At 73.9% G+C, this 22,881-nt stretch carries 25 protein-coding genes; 12 read left to right on the top strand and 13 right to left on the bottom strand.

Annotated features, from left to right (window positions below; genetic code table 11):
• Positions 1 to 4 precede the first annotated feature (4 nt).
• The 3 genes from ACFYUY_RS17705 to ACFYUY_RS17695 form a co-directional block, all read right to left on the bottom strand.
• Positions 5 to 1,021 (bottom strand): hypothetical protein, encoded by a 1,017-nt coding sequence (locus tag ACFYUY_RS17705; RefSeq protein WP_360209446.1) that lies wholly within the window; start codon positions 1,019 to 1,021, stop codon positions 5 to 7.
• Positions 1,022 to 1,142: 121 nt separating this feature from the next.
• A complete protein-coding gene (locus tag ACFYUY_RS17700) occupies positions 1,143 to 1,328 on the bottom strand; it encodes a DUF397 domain-containing protein (protein WP_387901459.1) in 186 nt (61 codons plus the stop codon).
• 4 nt (positions 1,329 to 1,332) lie between these two features.
• Complete coding sequence (locus ACFYUY_RS17695) at positions 1,333 to 2,205, bottom strand: DUF5753 domain-containing protein (protein ID WP_387901457.1); 873 nt, start codon at positions 2,203 to 2,205, stop codon at positions 1,333 to 1,335.
• 209 nt (positions 2,206 to 2,414) lie between these two features.
• Here ACFYUY_RS17695 and ACFYUY_RS17690 point away from each other — a divergent pair, with 209 nt between their 5' ends.
• Positions 2,415 to 2,777: an ATP-binding protein gene (locus ACFYUY_RS17690; RefSeq protein ID WP_387901454.1), complete on the top strand. Its 363-nt coding sequence runs from the start codon at positions 2,415 to 2,417 to the stop codon at positions 2,775 to 2,777.
• Positions 2,774 to 3,028, top strand: coding sequence for a hypothetical protein (locus ACFYUY_RS17685; RefSeq protein ID WP_360209435.1), 255 nt, complete (start codon positions 2,774 to 2,776; stop codon positions 3,026 to 3,028). The genes ACFYUY_RS17690 and ACFYUY_RS17685 overlap by 4 nt, the downstream gene beginning before the upstream one ends.
• Positions 3,029 to 3,122: 94 nt before the next feature.
• Here ACFYUY_RS17685 and ACFYUY_RS17680 read toward each other — a convergent pair whose 3' ends face one another.
• The 3 genes from ACFYUY_RS17680 to ACFYUY_RS17670 all read right to left on the bottom strand — a co-directional run bounded on the left by ACFYUY_RS17680 (position 3,123) and on the right by ACFYUY_RS17670 (position 5,736).
• Positions 3,123 to 3,956 (bottom strand): NAD(P)H-binding protein, encoded by an 834-nt coding sequence (locus tag ACFYUY_RS17680; protein WP_387901451.1) that lies wholly within the window; start codon positions 3,954 to 3,956, stop codon positions 3,123 to 3,125.
• Positions 3,957 to 4,125: 169 nt separating this feature from the next.
• Positions 4,126 to 4,638, bottom strand: a complete 513-nt coding sequence (locus ACFYUY_RS17675; protein WP_387901449.1) for a hypothetical protein — start codon at positions 4,636 to 4,638, stop codon at positions 4,126 to 4,128.
• A 111-nt stretch (positions 4,639 to 4,749) separates the two neighbouring features.
• Positions 4,750 to 5,736: a zinc-binding alcohol dehydrogenase family protein gene (locus ACFYUY_RS17670; protein ID WP_387901447.1), complete on the bottom strand. Its 987-nt coding sequence runs from the start codon at positions 5,734 to 5,736 to the stop codon at positions 4,750 to 4,752.
• A gap of 109 nt (positions 5,737 to 5,845) precedes the next feature.
• Here ACFYUY_RS17670 and ACFYUY_RS17665 point away from each other — a divergent pair, with 109 nt between their 5' ends.
• Both ACFYUY_RS17665 and ACFYUY_RS17660 read left to right on the top strand, forming a co-directional pair.
• Complete coding sequence (locus ACFYUY_RS17665) at positions 5,846 to 6,187, top strand: metalloregulator ArsR/SmtB family transcription factor (protein WP_360209423.1); 342 nt, start codon at positions 5,846 to 5,848, stop codon at positions 6,185 to 6,187.
• A 296-nt stretch (positions 6,188 to 6,483) separates the two neighbouring features.
• A complete protein-coding gene (locus ACFYUY_RS17660; protein ID WP_387901444.1) occupies positions 6,484 to 6,738 on the top strand; it encodes a hypothetical protein in 255 nt (84 codons plus the stop codon).
• A gap of 370 nt (positions 6,739 to 7,108) precedes the next feature.
• Here ACFYUY_RS17660 and ACFYUY_RS17655 read toward each other — a convergent pair whose 3' ends face one another.
• Positions 7,109 to 7,876 carry a CDP-alcohol phosphatidyltransferase family protein gene (locus ACFYUY_RS17655; protein WP_360209418.1) on the bottom strand — a complete coding sequence of 256 codons (768 nt, stop codon included), beginning with the start codon at positions 7,874 to 7,876 and terminating at the stop codon, positions 7,109 to 7,111.
• Between the two features lie 240 nt (positions 7,877 to 8,116).
• On the opposite strand from ACFYUY_RS17655, the gene ACFYUY_RS17650 reads away from it, so the two are divergent.
• Positions 8,117 to 8,767 carry an NUDIX hydrolase gene (locus tag ACFYUY_RS17650; RefSeq protein ID WP_387901442.1) on the top strand — a complete coding sequence of 217 codons (651 nt, stop codon included), beginning with the start codon at positions 8,117 to 8,119 and terminating at the stop codon, positions 8,765 to 8,767.
• 124 nt (positions 8,768 to 8,891) lie between these two features.
• Positions 8,892 to 9,578 carry an HAD family hydrolase gene (locus ACFYUY_RS17645; RefSeq protein WP_387901439.1) on the top strand — a complete coding sequence of 229 codons (687 nt, stop codon included), beginning with the start codon at positions 8,892 to 8,894 and terminating at the stop codon, positions 9,576 to 9,578.
• A 181-nt stretch (positions 9,579 to 9,759) separates the two neighbouring features.
• Here ACFYUY_RS17645 and ACFYUY_RS17640 read toward each other — a convergent pair whose 3' ends face one another.
• Together ACFYUY_RS17640 and ACFYUY_RS17635 are read right to left on the bottom strand one after the other, a co-directional pair.
• Positions 9,760 to 10,452, bottom strand: a complete 693-nt coding sequence (locus ACFYUY_RS17640) for a YidC/Oxa1 family membrane protein insertase (RefSeq protein ID WP_387901436.1) — start codon at positions 10,450 to 10,452, stop codon at positions 9,760 to 9,762.
• Positions 10,453 to 10,530: 78 nt separating this feature from the next.
• On the bottom strand, positions 10,531 to 10,824 hold the full coding sequence (locus ACFYUY_RS17635; RefSeq protein WP_360209408.1) for a DUF6412 domain-containing protein: 294 nt from the start codon (positions 10,822 to 10,824) through the stop codon (positions 10,531 to 10,533).
• A gap of 200 nt (positions 10,825 to 11,024) precedes the next feature.
• Between ACFYUY_RS17635 and ACFYUY_RS17630 the strand changes: the two genes are divergently transcribed.
• Positions 11,025 to 11,309: a type II toxin-antitoxin system Phd/YefM family antitoxin gene (locus ACFYUY_RS17630; RefSeq protein ID WP_387901433.1), complete on the top strand. Its 285-nt coding sequence runs from the start codon at positions 11,025 to 11,027 to the stop codon at positions 11,307 to 11,309.
• Positions 11,302 to 11,724 (top strand): type II toxin-antitoxin system VapC family toxin, encoded by a 423-nt coding sequence (locus ACFYUY_RS17625; protein ID WP_033333624.1) that lies wholly within the window; start codon positions 11,302 to 11,304, stop codon positions 11,722 to 11,724. The genes ACFYUY_RS17630 and ACFYUY_RS17625 overlap by 8 nt, the downstream gene beginning before the upstream one ends.
• Here ACFYUY_RS17625 and ACFYUY_RS17620 read toward each other — a convergent pair.
• Together ACFYUY_RS17620 and ACFYUY_RS17615 are read right to left on the bottom strand one after the other, a co-directional pair.
• A complete protein-coding gene (locus ACFYUY_RS17620; RefSeq protein WP_387901430.1) occupies positions 11,711 to 12,307 on the bottom strand; it encodes a hypothetical protein in 597 nt (198 codons plus the stop codon). The two genes, ACFYUY_RS17625 and ACFYUY_RS17620, sit on opposite strands and share 14 nt — an antisense overlap.
• A gap of 75 nt (positions 12,308 to 12,382) precedes the next feature.
• Positions 12,383 to 13,456, bottom strand: coding sequence for a Gfo/Idh/MocA family oxidoreductase (locus ACFYUY_RS17615; RefSeq protein WP_360209402.1), 1,074 nt, complete (start codon positions 13,454 to 13,456; stop codon positions 12,383 to 12,385).
• 216 nt (positions 13,457 to 13,672) lie between these two features.
• On the opposite strand from ACFYUY_RS17615, the gene ACFYUY_RS17610 reads away from it, so the two are divergent.
• The 4 genes from ACFYUY_RS17610 to ACFYUY_RS17595 all read left to right on the top strand — a co-directional run bounded on the left by ACFYUY_RS17610 (position 13,673) and on the right by ACFYUY_RS17595 (position 17,975).
• Positions 13,673 to 14,452, top strand: coding sequence for an HAD-IIA family hydrolase (locus ACFYUY_RS17610; protein ID WP_360209399.1), 780 nt, complete (start codon positions 13,673 to 13,675; stop codon positions 14,450 to 14,452).
• Between the two features lie 134 nt (positions 14,453 to 14,586).
• On the top strand, positions 14,587 to 15,804 hold the full coding sequence (locus ACFYUY_RS17605; protein WP_387901426.1) for a low temperature requirement protein A: 1,218 nt from the start codon (positions 14,587 to 14,589) through the stop codon (positions 15,802 to 15,804).
• Between the two features lie 78 nt (positions 15,805 to 15,882).
• A complete protein-coding gene (locus tag ACFYUY_RS17600; protein WP_387901423.1) occupies positions 15,883 to 16,611 on the top strand; it encodes a uracil-DNA glycosylase in 729 nt (242 codons plus the stop codon).
• A 506-nt stretch (positions 16,612 to 17,117) separates the two neighbouring features.
• Positions 17,118 to 17,975, top strand: coding sequence for a glycoside hydrolase family 6 protein (locus tag ACFYUY_RS17595; RefSeq protein WP_360209391.1), 858 nt, complete (start codon positions 17,118 to 17,120; stop codon positions 17,973 to 17,975).
• Between the two features lie 138 nt (positions 17,976 to 18,113).
• Here the strand turns inward: ACFYUY_RS17595 and ACFYUY_RS17590 are convergent, their stop codons facing one another.
• Positions 18,114 to 20,045, bottom strand: coding sequence for a galactose oxidase-like domain-containing protein (locus ACFYUY_RS17590; protein WP_387901421.1), 1,932 nt, complete (start codon positions 20,043 to 20,045; stop codon positions 18,114 to 18,116).
• A 139-nt stretch (positions 20,046 to 20,184) separates the two neighbouring features.
• Positions 20,185 to 22,332, bottom strand: a complete 2,148-nt coding sequence (locus ACFYUY_RS17585; RefSeq protein ID WP_387901418.1) for a glycosyltransferase family 2 protein — start codon at positions 22,330 to 22,332, stop codon at positions 20,185 to 20,187.
• Between the last annotated feature and the right edge of the window lie 549 nt (positions 22,333 to 22,881).

Below are 22,881 nucleotides of genomic sequence, written 5' to 3'. Positions count from 1 at the left end.
GATGCTAGTCGTCGGAGTCGTCGTCCTCGGCGGTGCCGCGGTAGGGGCCGAGCCGGAGGCGCCAGGGGTCGGTGGGCTTGTCGGTGTGGAGCTTGAGCAGGCCGGGGCGGGGGATGACGAGGGTGCGCATGCCCTCACCCTGGAGGTAGACCATGCTGGAGAACCACCGGGGGAGGCCCTCGGGCGCGGCGCACCTGCACTTGTCCCGGTTGTCCTTGTCCCAGCGCCAGCAGTGGCAGATGAACTCGGCGCCCCAGGAGGAGGAGTCGACGTGCAGCAGGAGTTCGGAGGGCGCGTCGGGGCGGAGGGCGACGACGATCTCGCCGGTCCCCTCGCGGGTGCCGGTCAGTTCGTCGGTCTCGGAGGGGCCGTAGAGGCGGACGGACCACTCGGAGCGGCCCTGCGCATCGACCTTCAGGTGGGTGACGTCCCGGGACAGGACGGTGCGGGTGCGCTCGGTTCCGTCGGAGGCGCTGACGTAGAGCAGGGTCCGATGGGTGTCGACCCGGGTCGGGGTCCGGGTCATCGGGACGATCCGGACGCGCTTGGAGGACTTGGCGGTGACCTCGACCACCGCGACGGCGCCGGGCTCGGGGAGCTCGATCGGGAACTCGTGATCGGTGTCCTCGTCCCAGACGCCCGTGTGGTGGAAGGGATCGTCGTCGGTTCGTCGGGGGACGGTGCCGGGCGTGTCCCGGGGCCCGGCGGGGCCGAGCCGGGGCAGCCCGTCGTCGACGGGTCCGGCAGGGAGGGGAGTGGCGGGCGCGCGAGCGGGCTCGGGTGCCTTGCGGGACCGCGGCGGCTTGGGCCGCTGGTCGGAGGTGGGGGCCGCCGCCTTCCTGGGGCGGCCCGGACCGGGGAGCGCCTTGGCCGCCTCGGCGGCCTTCCGGGCGGATTCGGCCGCGTCGCGGGCGGCCCGGGCGGATCGGACGGCGTCGAGGGCCTGGCGGCGCAGGGCGGCAGTGGCGATGAGCGCGCCGATGGCGAGTCCGAGGACGAAGAAGGAGATGGCGAGCAGCACAGTTCCCCCCGAGGCACGGTGTAGCGGATCAGCGTACGCGCCGGGGCGGTCGATGACGAGGGCGCGGACGCGGCGCTGCCCGGGTCCTCGGGGAGCGAAGGACCCGGGCGGCGTGGAGAGTTCAGAGTTCGTACTCGCCGTTGCGGATGGCGGAGACGAGGTCACGCCACTCGCCGGGGGTGAGGTGGGCGACGGCGTCGGGCACGAGGGAGCTGCGGACGTAGACGGCCTCCGAGGTGATGGCCACCTCAGGGCAGCTCGCACCCTCGCCGCATGCCTCGGGGCGCTTCCAGCGAAGTATCTCCATGGCCCTAGATCTCTTTCTTGATGGCCCTGATGGCGTCGCGAGACTGGCTCTCGGTGAGCGCCCTCTCGGTCATCCTGTCGATGATGTGGCGGTAGTTCTCCATCATTTTCTGCTCGTGAAGGAACACTGGGCCGCTGGTCGAGTCGAGCTGAACGGTGTCGAGACGGGGCACTGGTCCGTTCGCATAGATGATGCCTTGACCGGCTCCCATGAAGCCATTGGTGCTGAAGGTGACCACCCGAAGCGTCACGTGAGGCAGCTCCGAGTACTCAAGCAGCTTGTCCATCTGCCTCTTTGCGGCATCACGACCACCGAACAGCATGCGCAGAGCGGCTTCGTGCACCAGCGCCGAGTAGGGTTGCGCACCTTCGCTCATCAAAATCGCGGAGCGCTGAACCCGGTGTTCGACGCGCGCCTCGATGTGGCGTGCGGAGAGTGGCGGGTAGACATCGTTGAAGATGGCTCGTCCGTACTCCTCCGTCTGCATGGCGCCGGGGACGTGCGAGATCTGATACGTGCGCATCCCTTGGGCGAAGTACTCCATCTCGGCGATGTTGAGGAACCCGGCAGGTACAGAGCCCCGGAAGTCCTCCCACCAACCCCTGTGGCGTTCCTCGGCCATGGCTGCGAGGGCCTCGATGAAGGCGACGTCGCCCTCTTCGAACTCGGACGCGAGCATCCGCACGCGCTCGGCGGTGATCGGGTACTGCCCCTTCTCGATCTGGGTGATCTTCGTCCGGGCGAACCCGAACAGCGCGGCGGACTCGGCAGTCGTGCGACTGGCGCAGTCGCGCATCTTCCGCAGCTCGGTACCTACTCGCTCCTGCCTGGCTGACGGAGTGGTTCGTGGTGGCATGCCCCAAGCATCCATCGCCATCCAGTGAAGGGTCCAGCAATCCATCGATCGAGTGAAGGTGGGGGTAGAAGTACCCCAACATGTACCACCGGTCCTACAGTCTGTGATGCACCGATCGCCGAATGGATCGTCAGTAACGCCGCTCGGGCACCGCAGAACACCCATGCCCAGTGGGCTCGTTCACGGCGACGCATCCGCCGGTCTCACCCTTCCCCCTTCGGGAGACCCCTGTGCGCAACCTCAACTCCCCCTCCCTCACGCTCTCCCGCGAAGCCCTCCGCGACGCGATGACCCGCGCCGGCTGGGCGCCCCCGATCATCGCCGATGCCGAGCTCGCCCTCGTCGAACTCATCGTCAACGCCTGGCGCCACGGCGGGACCGCCGCCCCCGTCGTCCTCATCCTCTTCCTCGACAACACCCTCCGGGTCACCGTCGCGGACCGCTCCTCCGCCCTCCCCGAACAGCGAACGGCCTCCGCGCTCGCCGAATCCGGCCGGGGCCTCCAGCTCGTCGACGGTCTCACGCACCGCTGGGGCGTCGACCCGCAGACGCTCGGCAAGGCCGTCTGGTTCGAGCTGGACGGTGCCGCGTGAGCGCCCACCACCCGATCCACCCGGCCGATCCGGCGCTCCTCCACCTCACCGTCCGCGAGCTCACCGAACTCGTCGTCGAACTCCGGACCGAGGGGCGCGAGTTCGGTCTCCTCTGGCCGTCCGCCAGGGCCGGTGACGCCGATCTCCGCGGCCGCCGCCTGGTCTCCGTCGGCAGCATCCCGGCCAGCACCCTGATCAACCTCCTCGCACTCCTCCGCGAGTACAAGCGAAGCCGGGACGCGCCCCACTGATGCTCGGACTCCTGGCGTTCGACCTCGTGGCCTTCAACCTCCTCGCCGCCCTTCTCGGTGCTCTCTGCGAGGCCCGGGCCGGTCGCCTCTACCGCTACCGGAAGTCCTCCGCGTGGTCACGGACCCAGGAGCGGAAGGTTCGTGCGGGCCGGCCGAGCACCCGCTCCACGGTGTCGGTGATCCGTTCGGGTTGGTGCGTGAACGACTCCCAGGCGCGCAGTCTGGAGTCCACGAAGGCGGCGTCGCCCCAGGCCGCGGTCAACTGCTCGCGGGCCGCCGCGGGGGCGAGCTCCTCCCAGCGCAGCTCGATGTCGAGTTCCTCGCCGATGAGCCGTACCAGCTCGGCGTGGGCGATCGACTCGGGACCGGTGACCACGTGCCGGGCACCGTCGTGGCCGTCCTCGGTGAGGGCCCGCACGGCGACGTCCGCGATGTCGCGTTCGTGGACGAGTGATCGGCGGGCCCGGCCGTAGGGCCAGCGGACGACTCCCTGCCGGACCTGGTCGGCCCAGCCGAGGGTGTTGCCGGCGAAGTCGATCGCGCGCACGAAGGTCCAGCGGACGCCTGACTTCCTGATCAGCCGCTCGATCTCCTGGTGGAAGATCACGGCCGGTTCGTCGTCGGCGAGGTCGGCCACGTCCGCCGAGAGGTACACGACCCGCTCGGCGTGCGCGGCGATCAGCTCGACCACCCGCGGTTCCACCGGGAGCCCCGGCCACATCAGGTAGACCCGGTCCACCCCGCGCAGCGCCGCCGCCAGCGTCTCCGGCGCCGACAGGTCACCCCGGACGGCCTCGACCCCCTCGGGCAGCGGGACCCTCCCGGGATCCCGCACCAGCGCCCTCACCCCGTACCCGCCCTCCGCCAGGGCGGACGCCACGTGCCGCCCCACACTGCCGGTGGCGCCGATCACCAGAATCACGGTCATGCCACACCCAACGCCCCTGCCGTCCGAACCATGCCGTCCGGATCGCCCGGGCCGACCGTCCGTCACGCCATTTACGGGGAGGGTGGGTTGAACCGTCGGCGCACCCCGCGCGTGAAGTCGGCCGGGCCGACTTGACGCGCGGAGTCCGGGCGTCGGCCCGGCTGCGAGGTCAGAGGACCTCGATCTCCTGCGGGGTCACGCTGCGGCTGCATCCGTCCACGTCGACGGTGTAGCCCTTCGGGGGTTCGAGGGCGGTGGTCCACCAGAGGCCGGTGATCCGTCCGATCCGTCCGACGGCTTCGACGGCTTCGGCGGGCCCGCCTGGCCGCTCGGGCTCGTCGCGGATCCGCACCCGGGTGCCTTCGGGCAGGTCGCTGCGGTGGCGGGGCGGCATGCCGGGGTGCAGCCGCCCCAGGGAGGAGAGGAACTCCGGCCGCAGGCGCCAGGGGCTCCCGTCCTCGGTCTCCACCGAGTAGACCGGGCCGGGTCGGCCGTCGTGGTCGTCCCGTTCGACGAGGCACTCGACGACGACCCCCCGGGTGCCCAGCAGGTCCGGACCGAGGAAGCCCAGCTCGGGGACCGGCGGCTCCGGGGTGGTCAGCTCCACCATCTCGCCGTACGCCAGCGCCGCCTCGGCGGGCCAGGGGGTCTCGTCCAGCGGCCACCGGTGTCCGGCCGTCATGCGTGCGCTCCTGTCCCCGGCCTCCGTGGACCAGTCCACGGTATCTCGGCCCCGAGGCTGCCGGCCGGGGCGGCCCTGGCAGGCCGGGCCCGCCCCGGCCTGCGGGGGTGGTCAACCCACCACGCGCACCACGTACTTGCCCAGGGCGCGGCCCTGTTCCATGGCGTCGTGGGCGGCCGCGACGGAGTCCAGGCCGGGGAGTTCGGTGACGGGCAGGGCGAGGCCTCCGCCGGACATCAGGCCGAGCACCTTGCCGATCGCCCGGCCGAGCCGCTCGGGGGCGGTGGCGGCCAGTCCGCGGTGGCTGAAGCCGGTGACGGTGAGGTTGCCGGCCATCAGGCGGGCGAGCGGCGGCAGGTCGGCGACGGCGCCGCCGCCCGCGTTGCCGAACAGGACGATCCGGCCGCCGGGCGCGGCCACGTCGAGGTCGAGCTCCAGGGCGTCGGTACCGAGCGGGTCGAGGACGAGGTCGACACCCCGGCCGCCGGCGGCGGCCCGGACGGCCTCGGCCAGGCCCTCGCCGCGGGCGAAGGCGGCGTCGTACCCGGCGGCGACGGCAGCCTCCGCCTTCTCCGGGCGCCCCACCGTGCCGATCAGCCGGCCGCCGCCGAGCAGCGGGACGAGCCGGGCGATCGCACTGCCGATGCCGCCGCCGGCGGAGTGCACCAGGACGGTGTCCCCGGCGGTGAACCGGCCCGCGTCGTCCAGCAGCAGCATCGCGGTGGCCAGGCCGAGCGGGACGGCGGCAGCCTCGGCGAGGGTGACCCCGTCCGGCACGGGTGCGGTGAGCGCCGCCTCGGCGAGCACCACCTCGGCCAGCCCGGCACCGACCGGTGCGGCGGCCACCCGGTCGCCCACGGCCAGTCCGGTGACGCCCTCGCCGACCGCCCGGACGGTGCCGGACACCTCCTTGCCCGGCCGGTACGGCCAGTCGGCGGCGTAGGCGCTGTCGCCGCGCCGGGTCATCACGTCCACGAAGTTCAGGCCGGTGTAGGCCACGTCGACGGAGACCTGCCCGGGGCCGGGGAGCGGTGCCCCGACCTCCCGGATCTCCGTGTGCTCGGCTCCGCCGGGTGCGGTCATCACCAGTGCGCGCATGTCGGTCCCCCTCGACTACGATGTTCGACGAACGACGAAATTGTCGTGGGTCAGTGGTACCACGCCGTTTCGAGAGATGTCGAACATCGCAGATCAGAGAGGCTGGACCGTGCCCCGAAGCACCCGGCGCCGACCGGCGCTCGCCCACCCCGAAACCCGGGAGATCGACCTCCTCGACGTCCTGCACGCGCTCGCCGACCCGACCCGGATGACCATCGTGCGCGTCCTGCGCACCGAGCCCGAACGGGCTTGCGGCACCTTCCCGGTGGACGTCGCGCCCTCCACCCTCAGTCACCACTTCAAGGTGCTGCGCGAGTCCGGCGTGATCCGCCAGCGCGAGGAGGCCAACCGCCGGTTCTCCGCCCTGCGCGCCACCGACCTCGAACAGCGCTTCCCCGGACTCCTCGACACCGTCCTCGCCGCGTACGCGCGCACCGCCGCCGAGGCGTAGCCGGGGCTCGGTTCACCGCTTGGTCGGTGTCGGTGTCGGTGTCGGTGTCGGCGGAGGCGTCCGCGTCGGTGTCGTCGGCGCTGGTCCGGGCGTCGGGGGCTGCGTCGGGCGTCGGGGTGGGACCGGTCGGCGGGTGCTCGGTGGACGGGGTCCCGTCGACGGCCGCCCCGGCCGTCTCGACGACGGCCGCAGCCCGGTGCCGCCGGTGGTACGAGACGGTGACCGCGGCCAGCAGCGGCCCCCAGGCGACCGTCGGCAGGTAGAGGAAGCCGACCACGGCGTGGCCGACCGGGCTCATGCCCGAGGGCGGGAACGTCCACCACGCCGCGAACGGCGTCCACAGGCAGACCAGCCCCACCGCGCCCAGCGAGGCCGTGACCACCACCGCCCGCGGGTCCACCCGGCGCCCGCCGATGAACGGGACCCACTGCGGCGCCACCGTGCCCCAGGGGCGCACCAGCCCGACCGTGAGCAGCGTGAGGGCCTCCGTCAGCACGCTCAGGGTCACCGGCCACACCGCGCCCGGACCGTCGAAGCCCATCGCCCGGTAGCCCGCACCGGTGTACCCGCCGTGCCAGCCCGCGACCAGTGCCAGGCGCCACAGGCCCGACGGCAGTGCGGTCACCGCGGCGGCGTGCGCGGCGCGGACGGCCCAGCGGGGCGGGTCGGGAACGGCGGTGGCGGGCCGGGGAGCGGTCATGTACCCACCCTCCCCGCGGGGCCGGTGGCGCCGCGTCCGCCCGGCGGCGGGCCCGGCGCCGACGACTCCCCCGGGCGGGGGAGCGGCGCGTGCTCCGGAGTGCGGAGCGGCGGCCCGGTGGCCATGCGCCCGGTGGCCGGCAACCCGACCTTCGGCCCGGCGTCCGGCCGCCGGACGCCCGTCCGTCGGCCCGTCAGCCCGTCCGCCCGTCCGTCGGCCCGTCAGCGCAGGCGCGAGGAGGACAGGATCGACGCGAGGTGCGCCACCACCATGCCCCAGGTGATCACCGCGATGCCCGCGACCGTCGCCCGCGTCGCGTCCAGGTTGCCGAGCGCCGCGTCCACCACGGCCGCCGCCAGCAGGACCAGCGAGGCCTCGATGCCGTTCGTCACCCGGTGGATCTTGAACACGGAGGCGAGCCGGCGCGCGGTCGCGATGCCCTGCGACCGGGGCTGCGTGGACTCCTCGTCCGCCGGGGCCTGCCCGCTGCGGGCACGGGCCACGTCCACCAGGTCCGTCGAGGCCTTGAGGAGCACCACGCCCAGCGCCGCCGCCAGACCGACCGAGATCCACAGCTCCGAACCGCCGCGGGCCGCCCGGACCCCGGCGCCGATCATCAGCGCGGCGTCGGCCAGGTAGGCGCCCAGCCGGTCCACGTACACCCCGGCCATGCTGAACTGGCGCTTCCAGCGCGCCACCTCGCCGTCGACGCAGTCGAAGAGCAGGAACAGCTGGAACAGCACCGCGGCCAGCACGGCACCGGTCAGGCCCGGGATCAGCAGGGCCGCCCCGCCGCCGACCCCGCAGACCACCATCACCCAGGTCAGGGTGTTCGGCGACACCGAGGTCCGCACCAGCTGCCGGGTCGTCCGCAGCGAGAGGCGCCGCATGTACATCCGCCCCGCCCAGTGCTCACCGTTGCGGCTCTGCAGCTTGGCCTGCGGCTGGCACACCTCGCGCAGATCCGCGAGTGCCGGAGCAGCCACCATGACGACATCCCTCCACCTGTCCCGGAACGATCACCACAGGATCGATCACCACAGGCTAACGGCCCTCCGCGGACCGCTCCGACCGGCCCGTCCCCCGGCCGGCACGGGCGAAAACCGGTGGGCCCGCGAACAGCCCGTGGATAGGCTGCGCGGGTTCGCCGGAACCGGAAGCGCCGGGCCCGATCACCCTCCCCCGCAAGCCGGTTGAGGCGGTCCGGAGCAGAACGAGGAGTGCTGATCATGGTGACCACGGGCGGCCTGCCGCAGAGCCCCGACCTGCCCCGACTGCTGGCCGACCACCTGCCACAGGGCGCGGCGGAGACGGCCGACCACGAGCGGGTCCGCCGCCTCGTCGCGGCCACCGGAGAGGGCGCCGGTGCCGTCGGGACCGGCGCGACCGGCACGACCGGCGCGGCGCCTGCCGCGGGCCTCTGGGACCGCAGCACCCCGCTCCACCTCACCGCCTCCGCGCTGATCGTCCACCCGCCCACCCGCCGCGTCCTGCTGCGCTGGCACGTCCGCCAGCAGGCCTGGCTGCAGATCGGCGGGCACGGCGACCCGGGGGAGACCGTCCCGCTGGACATCGCCCTGCGCGAGGGCCGCGAGGAGACCGGGCTCACCGACCTCGCGCCCTGGCCCGACGCAGCCCTCCTCCATCTCGTCGTCGTCCCCGTCGCGGCGTCCGCCACCGAACCGGCCCACCAGCACGCCGACCTGCGGTTCCTGCTCGCCACCGCCGAGCCGGACCGGGCCCGCCCGGAGAACCCCGCCTCCCCGCTGGAGTGGCTCACCCTCGCCGAGGCCCGGCAGCGGACCAGCGAGGAGAACCTGCGCGAGACCCTCGACCGGGCCGCCCGCCTGCTCGACGCGGCGCCCGCGCCCCGCGCCTGACCACCGCCCCGCGCCTGACCACCGGACCGGGCCCGGCCGTCGGACCGTGCCCGGCCGTCGCCTCCAGGCCCCTCCCGCCCCAGTTCTCAGACCACGTCTTCAGACCCCGTTGGAGCAGACCCCGATGCACACCGACCAGACCCTGATCTTCGACGCCGACGACACCCTCTGGGAGAACAACGTCCTCTTCGAGCGGGTCATCGACGGCTTCCTGGACTGGGTCGCCGCCCCGGCCGACCGGGACGGCGCCAGGGCCGTCCTCGACCGTATCGAGGCCGAGAACTCCGCGGCCCTCGGCTACGGCGCGACGGTGTTCCGGCAGAGCCTCGCCGACTGTGCGCGCGCCCTCAACGGCGACCGCGCCCTCACCGCGGCCGAGGACGCCCGGATCACCGAACTCCTCACCCCGCTCACCGCCCGCGACGTCGAACTCATCGCCGGCGTCGCCACCACCGTCGCCGCCCTCGCCGACCGCCACCACCTGCTGCTGCTCACCAAGGGCGACCTCGACGAGCAGCAGCGGAAGGTGGCGGCCTCCACGATCGACCACCACTTCCGCGGCGTCCACATCGTGGCCGAGAAGTCCGTCGACACCTACCTGCAGCTCGTCGCCGACCTCGGCCTCGACCCCGACCGGACGTGGATGATCGGCAACTCGCCCAAGTCCGACATCGCCCCCGCCCGCGGGGCCGGGCTGCGGACCGTCTTCATCCCGCACGAGCACACCTGGGTGCTGGAGCACCAGGACCTCGGCCCGGACGAGGCCACCCTGCAGCTCAGGACCTTCCCCGAGCTGCTCGAGCACTTCTGACCGGCGGCGGCCGGCGGCGCCCGGGGCTACGGCGGCCGGCGGCGCCCGGGGCTACGGCGGCCGGCGGCGCCCGGGGCTACGGTGCCCGGCCGGGCACCCGGTGGCCGACCGACCGACCGGGTGCCCGGCCGTCCGGGCGCCCCGCACCGCTGCGTCCCCGCACCCCCGCGTCCCCCGGGCGTCAGAGCGCCAGCGCCGTCGCCGGCACCGGCGTGCCGTCCCGGTGCAGCCAGGCCCGCTCCGCCGCCGACCAGACGCTCGTGGTCACCAGGTAGAGCGCGGCCGCCACCGGCACCAGCATCGCGAACAGCACCGAACCGAAGGACAGGTACGGCAGCAGGCCCGCCCCCGGCTGCGGGGTGGTCTGCGCCGCCGCCGCACGCCGCGCCCGGCGGAAGTTGACGTACCCGACGGCCGCCAGCCCGGCGTACAGCAGCCCGAACACCGCGAGCTGCCCGGCACCGTGCGCGCCCCCCACGTGCAGGCCGAGCGGCACGCCGAACAGGGTGTGGTCCAGTAGGTCGTTCGGCGTGGTGAAGAGCCGGTACATCACGGAGAAGAACGGGATCTGCACCAGCAGCGGCAGGCACCCGGCGAACGGCGAGGCCTGCTCCTCCCGGTACAGCTCGGCCAGCGCCTCCCGGAGCTTCTCCGGTCGGTCCTTGAACTTCTTGTTCAGCGCGGCGACCTTCGGAGCCAGCCGGGCACGGGACTTCTCCCCGCGCGCCGCGGCCCGCGCCAGCGGGTGCAGCGCCAGCCGGACGGCGACGGTGAACAGGACGATCGCCAGCGCGGTCGGCAGGACCTCGGCGAGTGCGGCGACGGCGGCGTGGGCGACGGCGACGGCCGGGTCGAGAACAGCGAGAACGGACATGGTGAAGCGAGCCCTCCGGGGTCTCAGAACATGAGTGATCGGCGGAGGACGGCCGCGTCGTACGGCGGAACGGAAGGACTACGCGGCCGCCGGGGCCGCACCCGGTGCCCTCGGGCGTCGCCTGCCCCGGGCATCCGGATCACGCTGCGGCAGGAAGGCCGTGCCGAACGCACGACGCCGCAACACCCCGCTGCGCACCGCGGCGGGCGCCCGCGCCCCGAGCAGCCGCGCCCCGGCCAGCGTCCCGGCGACCGCACCGGCCACCAGCACCACGGCCGCGACCGCCGCCACCGAGGCGAACGACCCGCCCTCGGTGACCAGCTCCCCGGTCAGCACCCGGAGCAGCCCGATCAACATCGCCACGATGCCCACGCGCCACTCCTCTCGATGCTCCGGACCCACCGGACGTACAGGAGCCCGATCCTACGGCCTGCACCCACCCGCCCGACAGCCGCTCGGGGAATCTCCCTCGCGGACACCCGCACCCGATCCGTGCCGTCCTGCCCGGGGAGGTTGGGTCCGGGGCGTTCGGGGTGTAGCGAGTGGGGCTACGCGGGGCTACCTTGGGGAGCATGAAGACGATTACCCAGCGGGAGTTCCGGAACAACTCCGCCGCGGTGATGGACGCGGTGGAGGCGGGGGAGACCTTCCACATCACCAGGAACGGGGTCGAGGTCGCGGAGCTGCGGCCGGTGGCGGGGCGGCGGCGGCTCACGGCGGAGGATCTGGTGGCGCGGCACGTGAAGCTGCCGCGGGTGGACTACCAGGAGATGCGCAAGGAGGCCGAGGAGTACTTCGGTCCGGAGGAGCTGGTGGGGGACGACGGCGACGACCCGTTCGAGCGGCCGCGTGGCTGAGCGCCGACGGGCGTCCCGGCGGCGGCCGGCCGGGGTGCTGGACACCTGCGTGTACATCGATCTGGCGCTGCTCTCCCCGGCGGACCTGCCGGCCGTGCCGGAGCTGACCGCGATCACCTTCGCCGAGCTGCAGCAGGGCGTGTCGATGGCGCGCGACCCGGTCAGCCGGGCGGCCCGGCTGGAGGTGCTGGGCGCGGCGATGGCCGACTTCGACCCGCTGCCGTTCGACGCGGCGGCCGCGGCCCGGTACGGGACGCTGGTGACCCTGACGATCGCCGCCGGGCGCCAGCCCCGCCCGCGACGGATCGATCTGATGATCGCCGCCGTCGCCTCCGCGCACGGCCTGCCGCTCTACACCCGCAACGTCGCCGACTTCCGGGGCCTGGGCTCGGCGGTCGAGGTCATCGGGGTGTGAGGGCCGCGACGCCGTCGCGTTCGACGCGGTCGGCCAGCGCCGCCGCGGCCAGCAGGGCCGGCCGCCGGCTCGGGGTGCGCCGCAGGACGAGGTTGCGCCCGCGGGTGCCGACGTCGGGGCCCGCGGCGGCGGCGACGGCCCAGCAGGGGCGGCCCGTCAGCCGCAGGAACGACCAGCGGACCGCGAAGTCCAGGAGGACGAGGAGGGCGAACGGGACGAGCAGGAGGAGTCCGTCCCCGCCGTCCGGCTGGACGTGCCGGAGCGGGTTGTAGTCGTTCAGCGGCCTGGTGGTGGCCCGGAAGCGGCCGAGCCACACCACCGCGATCCGCACCGGGACGCCGTCCGGCCCGGTCACGTCGAGGTGGCCGACCTGCCCGGCCCGTCTGCCCCGGGTCCAGGCGGCCCGTTCCGACTCCGCGGCGCGGGCGGCCTGGCGCTCGCGCTCCTGTGCCTGCCAGGCCTTCTGCTGCGCCTCGTGCCGGGCGTTCCAGGCGGCTTCCCGCTCCTGCTGCCCGGCCGACCAGGCCCGTTCGCGCTGCAGCCGTTCCTCGCCGCTGACCGGTCGCCCCCGCCGACTGTCCATCCGGCCACTCTAGGGTTCGCGGGGTGGGGGGCGACAGTCCCGGGGACGTGCGGAGGCGACGGGCCCGGTGCGGGTTCAGTCCAGCCGGACGGTGGTGCCGGTGGCGGCGGAGGTGCGCGCGGCCTCCAGGACGGTCAGGGTGGCCACCGCGTCGTGCGGGTCGACCGGCGGCGGGGTGCCGGGGGAGGCCAGCGAGGCGGCGATGCCGGCGTAGTAGGCGGGGTAGTCGCCGGGGTCGGTGGGCAGGGTGATCACGGACTCGTCGGTGCCGAGGGTGCCGTACTGCGCGGGCTGGTCCGCGCCCCAGGGCCGGCTGCCGTCCGGCCGGTGTCCCGCGCGCAGGTCGGCCTCCTGCGGGTCCATGCCGGGCTTGACGTACCCGGCGGTGTCGCCGAGGACGCGCAGCCGGGGGCCGATCAGCGGGGCGATGGCGCTGGTCCACAGGTGCGAGCGGGTGCCGGAGGCGTGGGTGAGGGCGAGGAAGGCGTCGTCGTCGACGACCGCGCCGTCCCGGCGGACGTCGATCTCCGCGTACACGGTCTCGACCGGTCCGAACAGGGTGAGCGCCTGGTCGACGAGGTGGCTGCCGAGGTCGTACAGGGTGCCGCCGACCTCGGCCGGGTCGGCGAGTTCGCGCCAGCCGGGCTTGGGCTTGGGCCGGAAGCGCTCGAAGCGGGACTCGAAGCGGTGCACCCGACCGAGCGCGCCGCCCCGCACGAGCCGGGCGGTGGTGAGGAAGTCGCCGTCCCAGCGCCGGTTCTGGAACACGGAGAGCAGGGTGCCGCGGGACTCGGCGAGGCGGCAGAGCTCCAGCGCCTCGGCGGCGGTGCCGGCCAGCGGCTTGTCGACGACGGTGGCGAGCCCGGCGCGCAGGGCGGCGCGGGCGAGCGGGGCGTGGGTGCGGTTGGGGGAGGCGATGACGACGAGGTCGAGCGCGTCCGGGTCGGCGAGCAGTTGTTCCGGGGTGTCCACGGCGCGGGCGCCGGGGTGTTCGCGCTGCAGCTGCTCGCGGCGCTCGGGGTTGGCGGTGACCACGGCGTCCAGGCGCAGCCCCGGGGTGGTGGCGATGAGCGGGGCGTGGAAGGCGGAACCGGCCAGGCCGTAGCCGATCAGGCCGACGCGGAACGGGCGGGAGGTCTCGGGGCTCATGGGGCCCACTCAATCATGAGGCGCCCGGTTGCTCCCGGTTTGCTGCGGGGCCACCCGCCCGGGCCGGTGGGTCACGCCGGAGGGGACGGCAGCGGGGACGGGGGCTGGGGCGGAGTTCCGCTGCGCGGGACGTGCTGCCGTCGGGCAGGCGTGCGGATTAGGCTGTGCCGCGTCAGGGCCCACCGCACGACGTTGCAACACTCGGGAGACACGCACGTGGCAGACCGCAAGCCCATCGAGTCCTGGCTGACCGACATGGACGGTGTCCTCATCCACGAGGGCACGCCGATCCCCGGGGCGGAGGAGTTCCTGCGCAGGCTGCGGGAGTCCGGCAAGCCGTTCCTGGTGCTCACCAACAACTCCATCTACACCCCGCGCGACCTCAGCGCCCGCCTGGCCGGCATGGGCCTGGAGGTGCCCGAGGAGTGCATCTGGACCTCCGCCCTGGCCACCGCCAAGTTCCTCAAGGGCCAGCGCCCCGGCGGCACCGCGTACGTGATCGGCGAGGCGGGCCTGACCACCGCGCTGTACCAGGCCGGCTACGTGCTGACCGACAACAACCCGGACTACGTCGTCCTCGGCGAGACCCGCACCTACAGCTTCGAGGCGCTCACCAAGGCGATCCGCCTGATCAACCAGGGCGCCCGGTTCATCTGCACCAACCCGGACGAGACCGGCCCCTCCACCGAGGGCGTGCTGCCGGCCACCGGTTCGGTCGCGGCCCTGATCACCAAGGCGACCGGCGTCGAGCCGTACTTCGTCGGCAAGCCCAACCCGCTGATGATGCGGGAGGCGCTGAACACCGCGGGCGCCCACTCCGAGACGGCCGTGATGATCGGCGACCGGATGGACACCGACATCGTCGCGGGCATGGAGGCGGGCATGGAGACCATCCTGGTCCTCACCGGTCTCACCGCCGCCGCCGACGTGGAGCGCTTCCCGTACCGGCCGACCCGGGTGGTCAAGTCGATCGCGGACCTGGTCGACCTGGTCTAGCCTCTGCGGTGCTGTCGTGGGCCCCGTTCCGGCCGGTCGCCGGGGCGGGGCCCGCTTCGTACCTGGGGAGAGGCAACGGCGGGATGAGTGCGACGGGGGACGTCGGAGCGGTGGATGCCGCGGTGGATGCCGCGGTGGGGGACGTCGGAACGGTGGACGTCAGGGCGGTGGACGTCAGGGCGGTGGACGTCGGAACGCCGGACGGCGGCGCGGCGGGAGGCGGCGGGGCGGCCGAGGAGAAGCGGGTCACCTGGGCCGAGCTCTACTTCGACCTGGTCTTCGTCTTCGCGATCACCCAGGTCTCCGGGCTGCTGCACCACCACCACGACGGGGCCGGCCTCGTCCGGGCGCTCGTGGTGTTCGTGCCGGTCTACTGGTGCTGGGTGGGCACCACGGTGCAGGCCAACATCCGGGACGTGGACAACCCGCGGGACCGCCTCGGCATCCTGGCGGTGGGGCTGGCCGGCCTGTTCATGGCGCTGGCCGTCCCGGGCGCGTACGGCGGCCGGGGCGTGCTGCTCGGCCTCGGGTACTGGCTGGCCAGGGTGGTGCTGCTGCTCCTGCTGATCCGGGTGCCGGGGGTCTGGCGCGGCCCGTACGGCGCGGGCGTGCTGGTCAGCGGACCGCTGCTGGTGCTGGGCGGGCTGCTGCCGGACGGTCCGCGGCTGGGGCTGTGGGCGGCGGCCGCGTTCTGCGACCTCGCGGCCCCGCTGGTGTTCCGGCGGCGGCTGGCCGCGGTGGCCTACCACCCCTCGCACATGCCGGAACGGTTCGCACTGTTCCTGCTGGTGGCGCTCGGCGAGTCGATCGTCGGGATCGGCGGGACGGCGGCCGGTGCGCGGCTGGACGCGGCCGAACTGGTCGCCGTGGCGGCCGCGTTCACCATCTCGGCGGGCCTGTGGTGGCAGTACTTCGTCTACGCGGCGGACGCGATGCGGCACGCCGTCGAGGTCGCCGACTCCCGGCGGGACGTCATCCGGCGGATCTTCCAGTACGGGCACCTGGCGCTGGTCGCCGGGGTGATCGGGGTGGCGGTCGGCTTCGGGGAGACGGTCGCGGACCCGTGGCGGGCGCTCGGCCCGGGAGCGGTGGCGCTGCTGTACGGCGGATGCGGGCTCTACCTGCTGACCTTCGGGTACACCCGCTGGATGATGTTCCGGCAGGTGGCGAGCACCCGGATCGGCGCCGCGGTGCTGGTGCTGGGGCTGGCGCCCGCGATGGTGCGGCTGCCGGCGCTGGCGGTGCTGGTGACGCTGGCGGTGCTGCTGGTGGGGCTCAACGTGCTGGAGCACGTGCGGGTGGCGCGGGTGGCGCGGGCGGCCGCCGCGGCCGCTCCGGCTCCGGGGGAGTGAGTTGTCGGTGGGGCTGTGTAGCGTTCGGGGTGAAAGAGGGCGTGCGGCGCAACAGCCGCGGTGTGGGAGGTGGATGTCGTGACGGACACTGTCGAGGCGGGCGTCGTCGAGGCCGGTGCGGGCGGCGGGCTGGAGCTGCCCGAGTCCTGGCGCGCGGTGCTGGGTGCCGAGACGGAGAAGCCGTACTTCGGCGAGCTGGCGGCCTTCGTGGCGGCCCAGCGCGCGGAGCACGAGGTGTTCCCGCCGAGCGGCCAGGAGTTCGCCGCGCTGGAGGCCACCCCGTACGACAAGGTCCGGGTGCTCGTCCTCGGCCAGGACCCGTACCACGACAACGGCCAGGCGCACGGCATGAGCTTCTCGGTGCTGCCCGGCACCAGGACGCCGCCGTCGCTGCGCAACATCTTCAAGGAGCTGGACGCCGACCTCGGCATCCCCGCCCCGGACAACGGCTACCTGATGCACTGGGCCGAGCAGGGCGTGCTGCTGCTCAACGCGGTGCTCACGGTGCGCGCGCACGAGGCCAACTCGCACAAGGCCAAGGGCTGGGAGAAGTTCACCGACGCCGTGATCAAGGCGGTGAGCGAGCGCGAGGAGCCGGTGGTCTTCGTGCTGTGGGGGAACTACGCGAAGAAGAAGCTGCCGCTGATCGACACCTCCAAGCACGTGGTGGTGCAGGGCGCGCACCCGTCGCCGCTGTCGGCCAAGCTGTTCTTCGGGAGCCGGCCGTTCTCGCAGATCAACGCGGCGCTGGACGGCTTCGGCGGGGAGCCGATCGACTGGCAGGTGCCCGACCTCAAGCAGGGCTGAGCGCCCGGGGGTTGAGCGCCCGGGGGCGTTCGGGGCTCGAACGCCCGGGGGCGCCCGGGGGCGGGCTCCCCGGCTGCGTCGGGGTGGCACGGCGGACGGTCCGGGCGGGCGGTCGCCCGCCGGCCGCCCCACGGCCACCCTCCGTTCACCGGGCGTGGCGGGCGGTCGGTACCCGGTGTGCTTAGCTGGTGCCGACCGGTCGCCGGACCGGCTCTGGGGAGGGGCGGAACGTGCGCCGGGTGGGACGGGTAGGGGCATTCCGACGGGTCGCGGGGGCGGCCCTGGTGGGACTGTTGGTGGGGGCTGCGGCAGGCTGCGGCGGTTCGACCGGGGGGTCGGGGGGATCGACCGGCCGGACGCCGGGCGCCGCGCCGACCGCCGTGCCCACCGCCCCGAGCCCGGGTGCCGCGAGCGGGGGTGCCGGTACGGGAGGTACGGGAGGTGCGGGAGGTGCGGGAGGCGTCGGCCCCGGCGGGCTCGCCCAACTCCCCGGCCAGGCCTTCTACGTGTCCGACCGGACCAACGCCGCCCGCCAGGTGACCGCCCTGCGCGGCCAGGGCCGGACGGCGGAGGCCGACACCCTGCTGCGGATCGCCGCCCAGCCCTCCGCGCAGTGGCTCGGCGAGCAGGGCGCCAGGGAGATCGCCGAACAGGTCAGCAAGCGTGCCGCCGAAGCCGACCGGACGGCCGTCTTCGTCGCCTACAACATCCCGCACCGCGACTGCGGCCTCTACTCGGCCGGCGGCGCCACCGACGCCGCGGCCTACCGGGCCTGGATCAGCGGCGTCGCGGAGGCCCTCGGCGACCGCAGGGCCTGGGTGGTGCTGGAGCCGGACGCCGTCGCGCACACCCTCGACACCTGTGGGATCAAGGGCGACGTCGCGGCCGAGCGCTACGGTCTGCTGGCCTTCGCCGTCCAGGAGTTGAAGAAGCGCCCGCAGGTGCGGGTCTACCTGGACGCGGGCAACCCCGGCTGGTCACAGGACCCGGCCGAACTGTCCACCGCCCTGCGCAAGTCCGGGATCGCAGCAGCCGACGGGTTCGCCGTGAACGTCGCCAACTTCTACGCCACCGACCGGAACGCGGCGTACGGCGCCCAGCTCTCCGCCGCCCTCGGCGGAAAGCCCTTCGTGATCGACACCAGCCGCAACGGCAACGGCCCGTTGGGCGGCGACGCCTGGTGCAACCCGCCGGGCCGCGCGCTCGGCGAACGGCCGTCCGCCGACACCGGCCGGCCCGGGGTCGACGCCTACCTGTGGATCAAGAACCCTGGGGAGTCCGACGGCGAGTGCGGGCGCGGCGAGCCCCGGGCGGGCGAGTTCTGGCTGCCCTACGCGCTGGGTCTGGCGCAGGCCGCGCCCTGACGGGCCGGGCGGTGGCGGCCTCCCGCTGAGGGCGGCTGCCGACGGGCCGGGCGGCGAGGGACCGCCCAGGGCTAGCCGGTTCGGGTTCGGGCCCTCCGGGGGGCGAACCGGCGAGGCCCTGGCCGCCGCGGGCCCCGGTCAGCGCGTCACCTGGATCCAGCGGGCGACCGACGGCGTGCCGGCGGCGTCCGTCACGAAGAGCATGTACCAGCCGGGCGGCAGCAGGTCGGGGTTGGCGGGGAGGGTGAGGGCGACGCCGTCGGCCGTGCGCGCGCCGATGTCCAGGGCCACCGACCGCTGCTCGACGTCGGTCACGTGGGTGACGGAGCTGGGCCGGATCAGCTTGGCGGTGGTGACCGCCTCCGGCCGGGTGCTGCCGATCCGGACGGTGCCGCCGAGCTTCGCCCGCTCCGGTGCGGCGCCGACCTGCGGACGCTCACCGTGGAACAGGTACGGCGGCGTGTACACCTCGATGCGCTGCTCGAAACCGCCCGGGGTGGTCTCGGCCTTGTCCGCGAACAGGGGGTTCGAGCCGAGCACGGCCACCCGGCCGTCCGGCAGCAGCAGCGCCTCGGAGTGGTAGTCGCGGCCGACGGTGGGCTCGGCCGCGGCCGTGAAGGTGTTGCTGTCCGGGTGGTACACCTGCGCCCTGAGCAGGTCGCTGCCGCCCCGGCCGCGGTACCCGCTGGAGCCGCCGGTGGTGAGGACGGTGTCGTCCGGGAGGATCACGCTGCTGAGGTAGCGGGTGCCGCCGGCCGGCAGGTCCGGGCCCGGGGTGAAGGCGGGCGTGGCGGCGGACAGGTCGGCGATGTCGGTGCGCGCGGTGGACGACGGGGACTCGCCGACGCCCCCGCCGCCGAGCACCATCACCTTCTGCGCCTGCGCGGGCGGCAGCAGCACCGAGGAGGACGTCTCGGTGAGGTCCGGGTCGCGCAGGCCGGGGACGGGCTGGAAGCCGTTGGTGGCGAGGTCCCAGACGCCGGGCTCGCGGCCCTTGTCGGCCGGGCCGTAGCCGGCGTTGGAGCCGGAGTAGAAGAGCTTGCCGGCGGCGGTCAGGAAGATCGACGGGTACGTCGGGAAGTAGCGGTCCGGGCCCTTGGACCAGGTCCTGCTCCCCGGGTCGTAGATCTCGTTGTCGTTGCCGTTGAGGATCTCCCCGGTGTCGTCCAGGCCGGAGACGGTGAGCACCCGGCCGTCGCCGAGTCCGGTGAGCGTCGGGTACCAGCGGGCCGAGGCCATGTCGGTGACCTGCTCGTAGAGCTCGGTGTCCGGGTTGAACTCGAAGGCCGAGCGGATGCCCTGGTACTCCTGCTTGTCCAGGGTCAGCTTGGCGCTCTGCCCGTACAGGTCGTGCGCGTCGGCCCCGTCCAGGCCCTTGATCCGGTACTGGGCGGGGGAGCCGGCGACCCAGTCGGCGCCCTCGCCGACCGCCTCGACGAACACGTGCTGCTCGCCGGCGGTGACGACGGTCTGCCGGCCGGAGCCGCTCTTCACCGCGGCCGGGACGGTCACCGGGGCGGTGGAGGCGTACTCGCGTCCGTTCGGGCCGACGAAGACGGTGCCCCTGGGGAACGTCCGGGCGCCGGCCGGGCTCTCGTTGCGCACCCGCATGACGCCGGCCGCCCGCTTCACCGCGCCCGCCAGCTTCTCGTACCGCTGGGTGCCGCCGGCGAGCAGCAGCCGACCGTCCGGCAGGGAGGCGTGGCCGCCGCAGAACATGTCGGCGGGGGTGGGCACCAGCTTGTAGGTGTTGTCGGCGGGGTTCCAGAGCAGGCTCCGGAAGGTGCCCGCGTCGAAGTGCTTCTCGTCGTTGCCCGAGCCGGCCACGATGAGCACCTTGCCGGTGCGCAGCAGGGAGGCGTGGACGGCGTTGACCCGGAACCCGGCGGGCAGGGTGAGGGTCTGCCAGTGCCCGTACTCCGCCTTGTACTCGGGGCGGTTGATCACGTACTGGTGGTACTGGTGGGTGGCGAACCCGAGGACGGCCGGCGCGTTCATCCCGGCGACGGCCAGGGCCACGGTGCTGCCGAGGGCGAAGCGCTTGGTCCGGCCGGTCTTGTGGATCTTCACGGTGGTTGGTCCCCTCGGGAAGCTCTGCCTGGTCTGCCTGGTCTGCTCGGTCGTCCTGGTCTTCGTGGTCGTCTCGGGCTGCTCGGGCTGCCGGCTCCGTCGGTTCCGGCGGGTTCCGACCGGTTCTGCCGGGGCGGGTTCAGCGCCCGGTGGCGCTCCCCGTCCGGTCCGGCGCGGCCCGGGGGAACGGTGCCGGCGGGGGGAACGGCGCGGGCGGGCCCCCTTCCGGGCCGGCGCCCCCCGGCCGGCGGGCGTGCCGGGGGCGGCGCTTCTCCAGCAGCACCTTCGGCGCCGCCGCAGGGCCGCCGGTGACGGTGAGGGTGGCCGTGGGGCGGGTGCGCCGGCGGCGGACGGCGTCACCGGCCAGCACCAGCACCGGCAGCAGGGTCAGGAGCAGGGCGATCCAGGCCCAGGTGCGCATCGCGACGTGGTCGTGCCCGGTGACGAAGGAGGCGGCGATCGCCCCGCCGAACACCAGTGCCCAGAAGAGGTGGAAGCGGAAGGTGCCGACCCGGTCCGTACTGGCCGAACGGCCCTTCGGCGTCACCACGAACCGGCTGCGCCGCCGCAGCAGCGCCTGCACCAGGGAGGCGGCGTAGACCGGGCCGCAGAGCGCCGACATCAGCATGCCCGCCACCCCGGAGGAACCGGCCGGCTCGTGCGGGCTCACGTTGTGCTTGCGGTTCCAGGTGTAGAGCAGCAGCTGGAGGGCGGCGGCGTCGCTGTACAGCATCATCCAGATCTCGGAGGACACGTGCACGCCCGAGGCGCCGAACACCAGGTAGAGGACGCTGGACGCACCGCCGAGCAGCCAGGTGAGCGCCGCCATCGGGTAGAAGCCCACCATCAGCGAGTAGTTGAGCAGACGGCCGGGCGACAGCTGCCAGAGCACCCGCCAGTACCGGGTGAGCAGGGTCTCGTAGGTGCCGCGGCTCCAGCGGAGTTGCTGGGAGAAGAAGTCGGTCCAGGAGGACGGGCCCTCGCCGACCGCGAGCACGTCCGGCGTGTACACGGACTTCCAGCGTTCACCGGTCCCGGGGTTCCGGCTCCGGTGGAACTCCAGGCCGGTCGCCATGTCCTCCGTGACGGAGTCGGACAGTCCGCCGATCGACTGGAGCGCGCGGATCCGGACGGCGTTGTTGGTGCCGACGAACATGGGCGCGCCGTACCGGTTCCCGGCACGCTGGACGAGGGCGTGGAAGAGGTACTGCTGGCTCTCGGAGAACCTGGTGACGGCCGATCCCGAGCTCCGGTAGTTCCCGTACACCTGGGGGCCGACCACGAACGCCACGTCCGGGTCGCGGAAGTAGCCGAGCATCCGCTCGCAGAAGTCGGGCAGCGGGGCGTGGTCGGTGTCGACCGAGACCCAGAAGTCGTAGTCGTCGCCGTGCGCCTGCAGCCAGGCGTTGTAGTTGCCGTGCTTGGTGTGGGCGCGGAACCGGCCCTCGGGCCGGTTCCAGTGCGGTTGGCCGGACCGGCTGAAGTGGCGCACGCCCAGCTCGGCGCAGAGGGCCCGCATCGCCGGGTCGTTCCCCTCGTCCAGCAGCCACAGGTCGTACGGTCCGTCGTGCCGCACGGCGCGCGCCGCGACGAGCGTGGCCCGGACCATCTCCGGCGGCTCCTTGCCCGGCACACAGGTGGTCAGGAAGGCGACCCGGGTGCCCGGTTGCGGTGTCACCGGCACCGGGTCGCGGGCGACCAGGGTCGCGTGGGTGTTGGAGACCACGTTGACCAGCCGGAAGAGCTCGACCACGGCGATGATCCCGATCATCACCCGGTCGCCGAGCAGCACCAGCGTGTCCGTCTCGCCGGGGCGCTCGGGCCAGTGCTCCGGCAGGAGCAGCCAGACCAGCAGCACGGCCTCCACCAACGGGGCCGCCACCAGCAGCAGCACCGCGCGGACCCGGTGCGGCTCGCGGCGCAACAGGCTGCGGTACTGCACCCGGTAGGGGGCGGGGGCGGTCGGCTCCGCCGTGCGGTCCGGAGACAGGTCCCCGGGTAGGTCCCCGGGCAGGTCCGCGAGCCGCGCCCCGGGGGGAGCGCCGTGGTCCGGCCCGTGGGGGGCGGGCTCGGGCCAGTGGGGAACGGACTCGGGCCGGTAGACGCCACCGCCGAGGTCGTCGTCCTCGTCCGGGTCGTGGGCCGGGCCGGCGAGTCGGCTGAAGTGGCCGTAGTCGTAGGGGGCTTCGGGAGCCGGGACGGAGGCCAGTTCCTCGTCGAGCCGCCGTCGGGCGCCCCGCCCGCGGGCCGTTCCGGCATCCCTCTGCCGTGCGAACGGCGTGGTCATCGTCAGCTCCCCCCAGCGGGGCCGGCCGTGTCGGCGGGCCTGTTGGTGCGTGTCCGGAACGGGAGTATGCGACCTGCCGCGTCGTGCTGCGCCCCGGTGCGCCGGCGGTCGCGTTCGGCGGGGCCGGTCCGCGCCCCCCGGAGCCTTGCTGCGCTCCGTGTCTCGCTCTGTGCTTGGTTACGCCCTGCTGCGCCCTGCTGCGCCCTGCTGCGCCCGAAAGCCGGTCCGGTGGAAGTCCGCCGGGTGAACTGCGGCGTTCCGGGCCGATCTCCGGCCGCCACTCGCGCCATGCGTCCGCGCGCCAAGCGTCCCCGGGTCATCTGTCCGCGGGTCATGCGTCCGCGAGCGGAATTCGTCGAGCGCCTGCAGGGGAGTCCACGTGGGGATCCCGTGACGCGTCCCGGCTTCCCCTCCCGGGTGCGGGATCCACTGCGCCCCAACTCTCCCGGAGCGCAACCGTGATCGCAACCGATCCGGGGGATGAGCGCCGTGCCCGCGTGAGGATCCCACGGTTCTCGGCCATTCCGGGCCTCGCCGGTGCCGATGCGG

The organism is Kitasatospora sp. NPDC004745 (assembly GCF_042873275.1).
Taxonomy (GTDB): domain Bacteria; phylum Actinomycetota; class Actinomycetes; order Streptomycetales; family Streptomycetaceae; genus Kitasatospora.
Note: the sequence above shows the minus strand (reverse complement) of the source record. Positions and strands in the feature narration are given on the sequence as shown.

Excerpts from the sequence above, each read along its gene's own strand:
- ACFYUY_RS17620 (WP_387901430.1), bottom strand. The coding sequence starts at position 12,307 with ATGGACAGTCGGCGGGGGCGACCGGTCAGCGGCGAGGAACGGCTGCAG.
- ACFYUY_RS17655 (WP_360209418.1), bottom strand. The coding sequence starts at position 7,876 with ATGGTGGCTGCTCCGGCACTCGCGGATCTGCGCGAGGTGTGCCAGCCG.
- ACFYUY_RS17585 (WP_387901418.1), bottom strand. The coding sequence starts at position 22,332 with ATGACCACGCCGTTCGCACGGCAGAGGGATGCCGGAACGGCCCGCGGG.
- ACFYUY_RS17670 (WP_387901447.1), bottom strand. The coding sequence starts at position 5,736 with ATGCGCGCACTGGTGATGACCGCACCCGGCGGAGCCGAGCACACGGAG.
- ACFYUY_RS17650 (WP_387901442.1), top strand. The coding sequence starts at position 8,117 with ATGGTGACCACGGGCGGCCTGCCGCAGAGCCCCGACCTGCCCCGACTG.
- ACFYUY_RS17640 (WP_387901436.1), bottom strand. The coding sequence starts at position 10,452 with ATGTCCGTTCTCGCTGTTCTCGACCCGGCCGTCGCCGTCGCCCACGCC.
- ACFYUY_RS17660 (WP_387901444.1), top strand. The coding sequence starts at position 6,484 with ATGCCCGAGGGCGGGAACGTCCACCACGCCGCGAACGGCGTCCACAGG.
- ACFYUY_RS17615 (WP_360209402.1), bottom strand. The coding sequence starts at position 13,456 with ATGAGCCCCGAGACCTCCCGCCCGTTCCGCGTCGGCCTGATCGGCTAC.
- ACFYUY_RS17695 (WP_387901457.1), bottom strand. The coding sequence starts at position 2,205 with ATGGCGATGGATGCTTGGGGCATGCCACCACGAACCACTCCGTCAGCC.
- ACFYUY_RS17645 (WP_387901439.1), top strand. The coding sequence starts at position 8,892 with ATGCACACCGACCAGACCCTGATCTTCGACGCCGACGACACCCTCTGG.
- ACFYUY_RS17630 (WP_387901433.1), top strand. The coding sequence starts at position 11,025 with ATGAAGACGATTACCCAGCGGGAGTTCCGGAACAACTCCGCCGCGGTG.
- ACFYUY_RS17680 (WP_387901451.1), bottom strand. The coding sequence starts at position 3,956 with ATGACCGTGATTCTGGTGATCGGCGCCACCGGCAGTGTGGGGCGGCAC.
- ACFYUY_RS17675 (WP_387901449.1), bottom strand. The coding sequence starts at position 4,638 with ATGACGGCCGGACACCGGTGGCCGCTGGACGAGACCCCCTGGCCCGCC.
- ACFYUY_RS17700 (WP_387901459.1), bottom strand. The coding sequence starts at position 1,328 with ATGGAGATACTTCGCTGGAAGCGCCCCGAGGCATGCGGCGAGGGTGCG.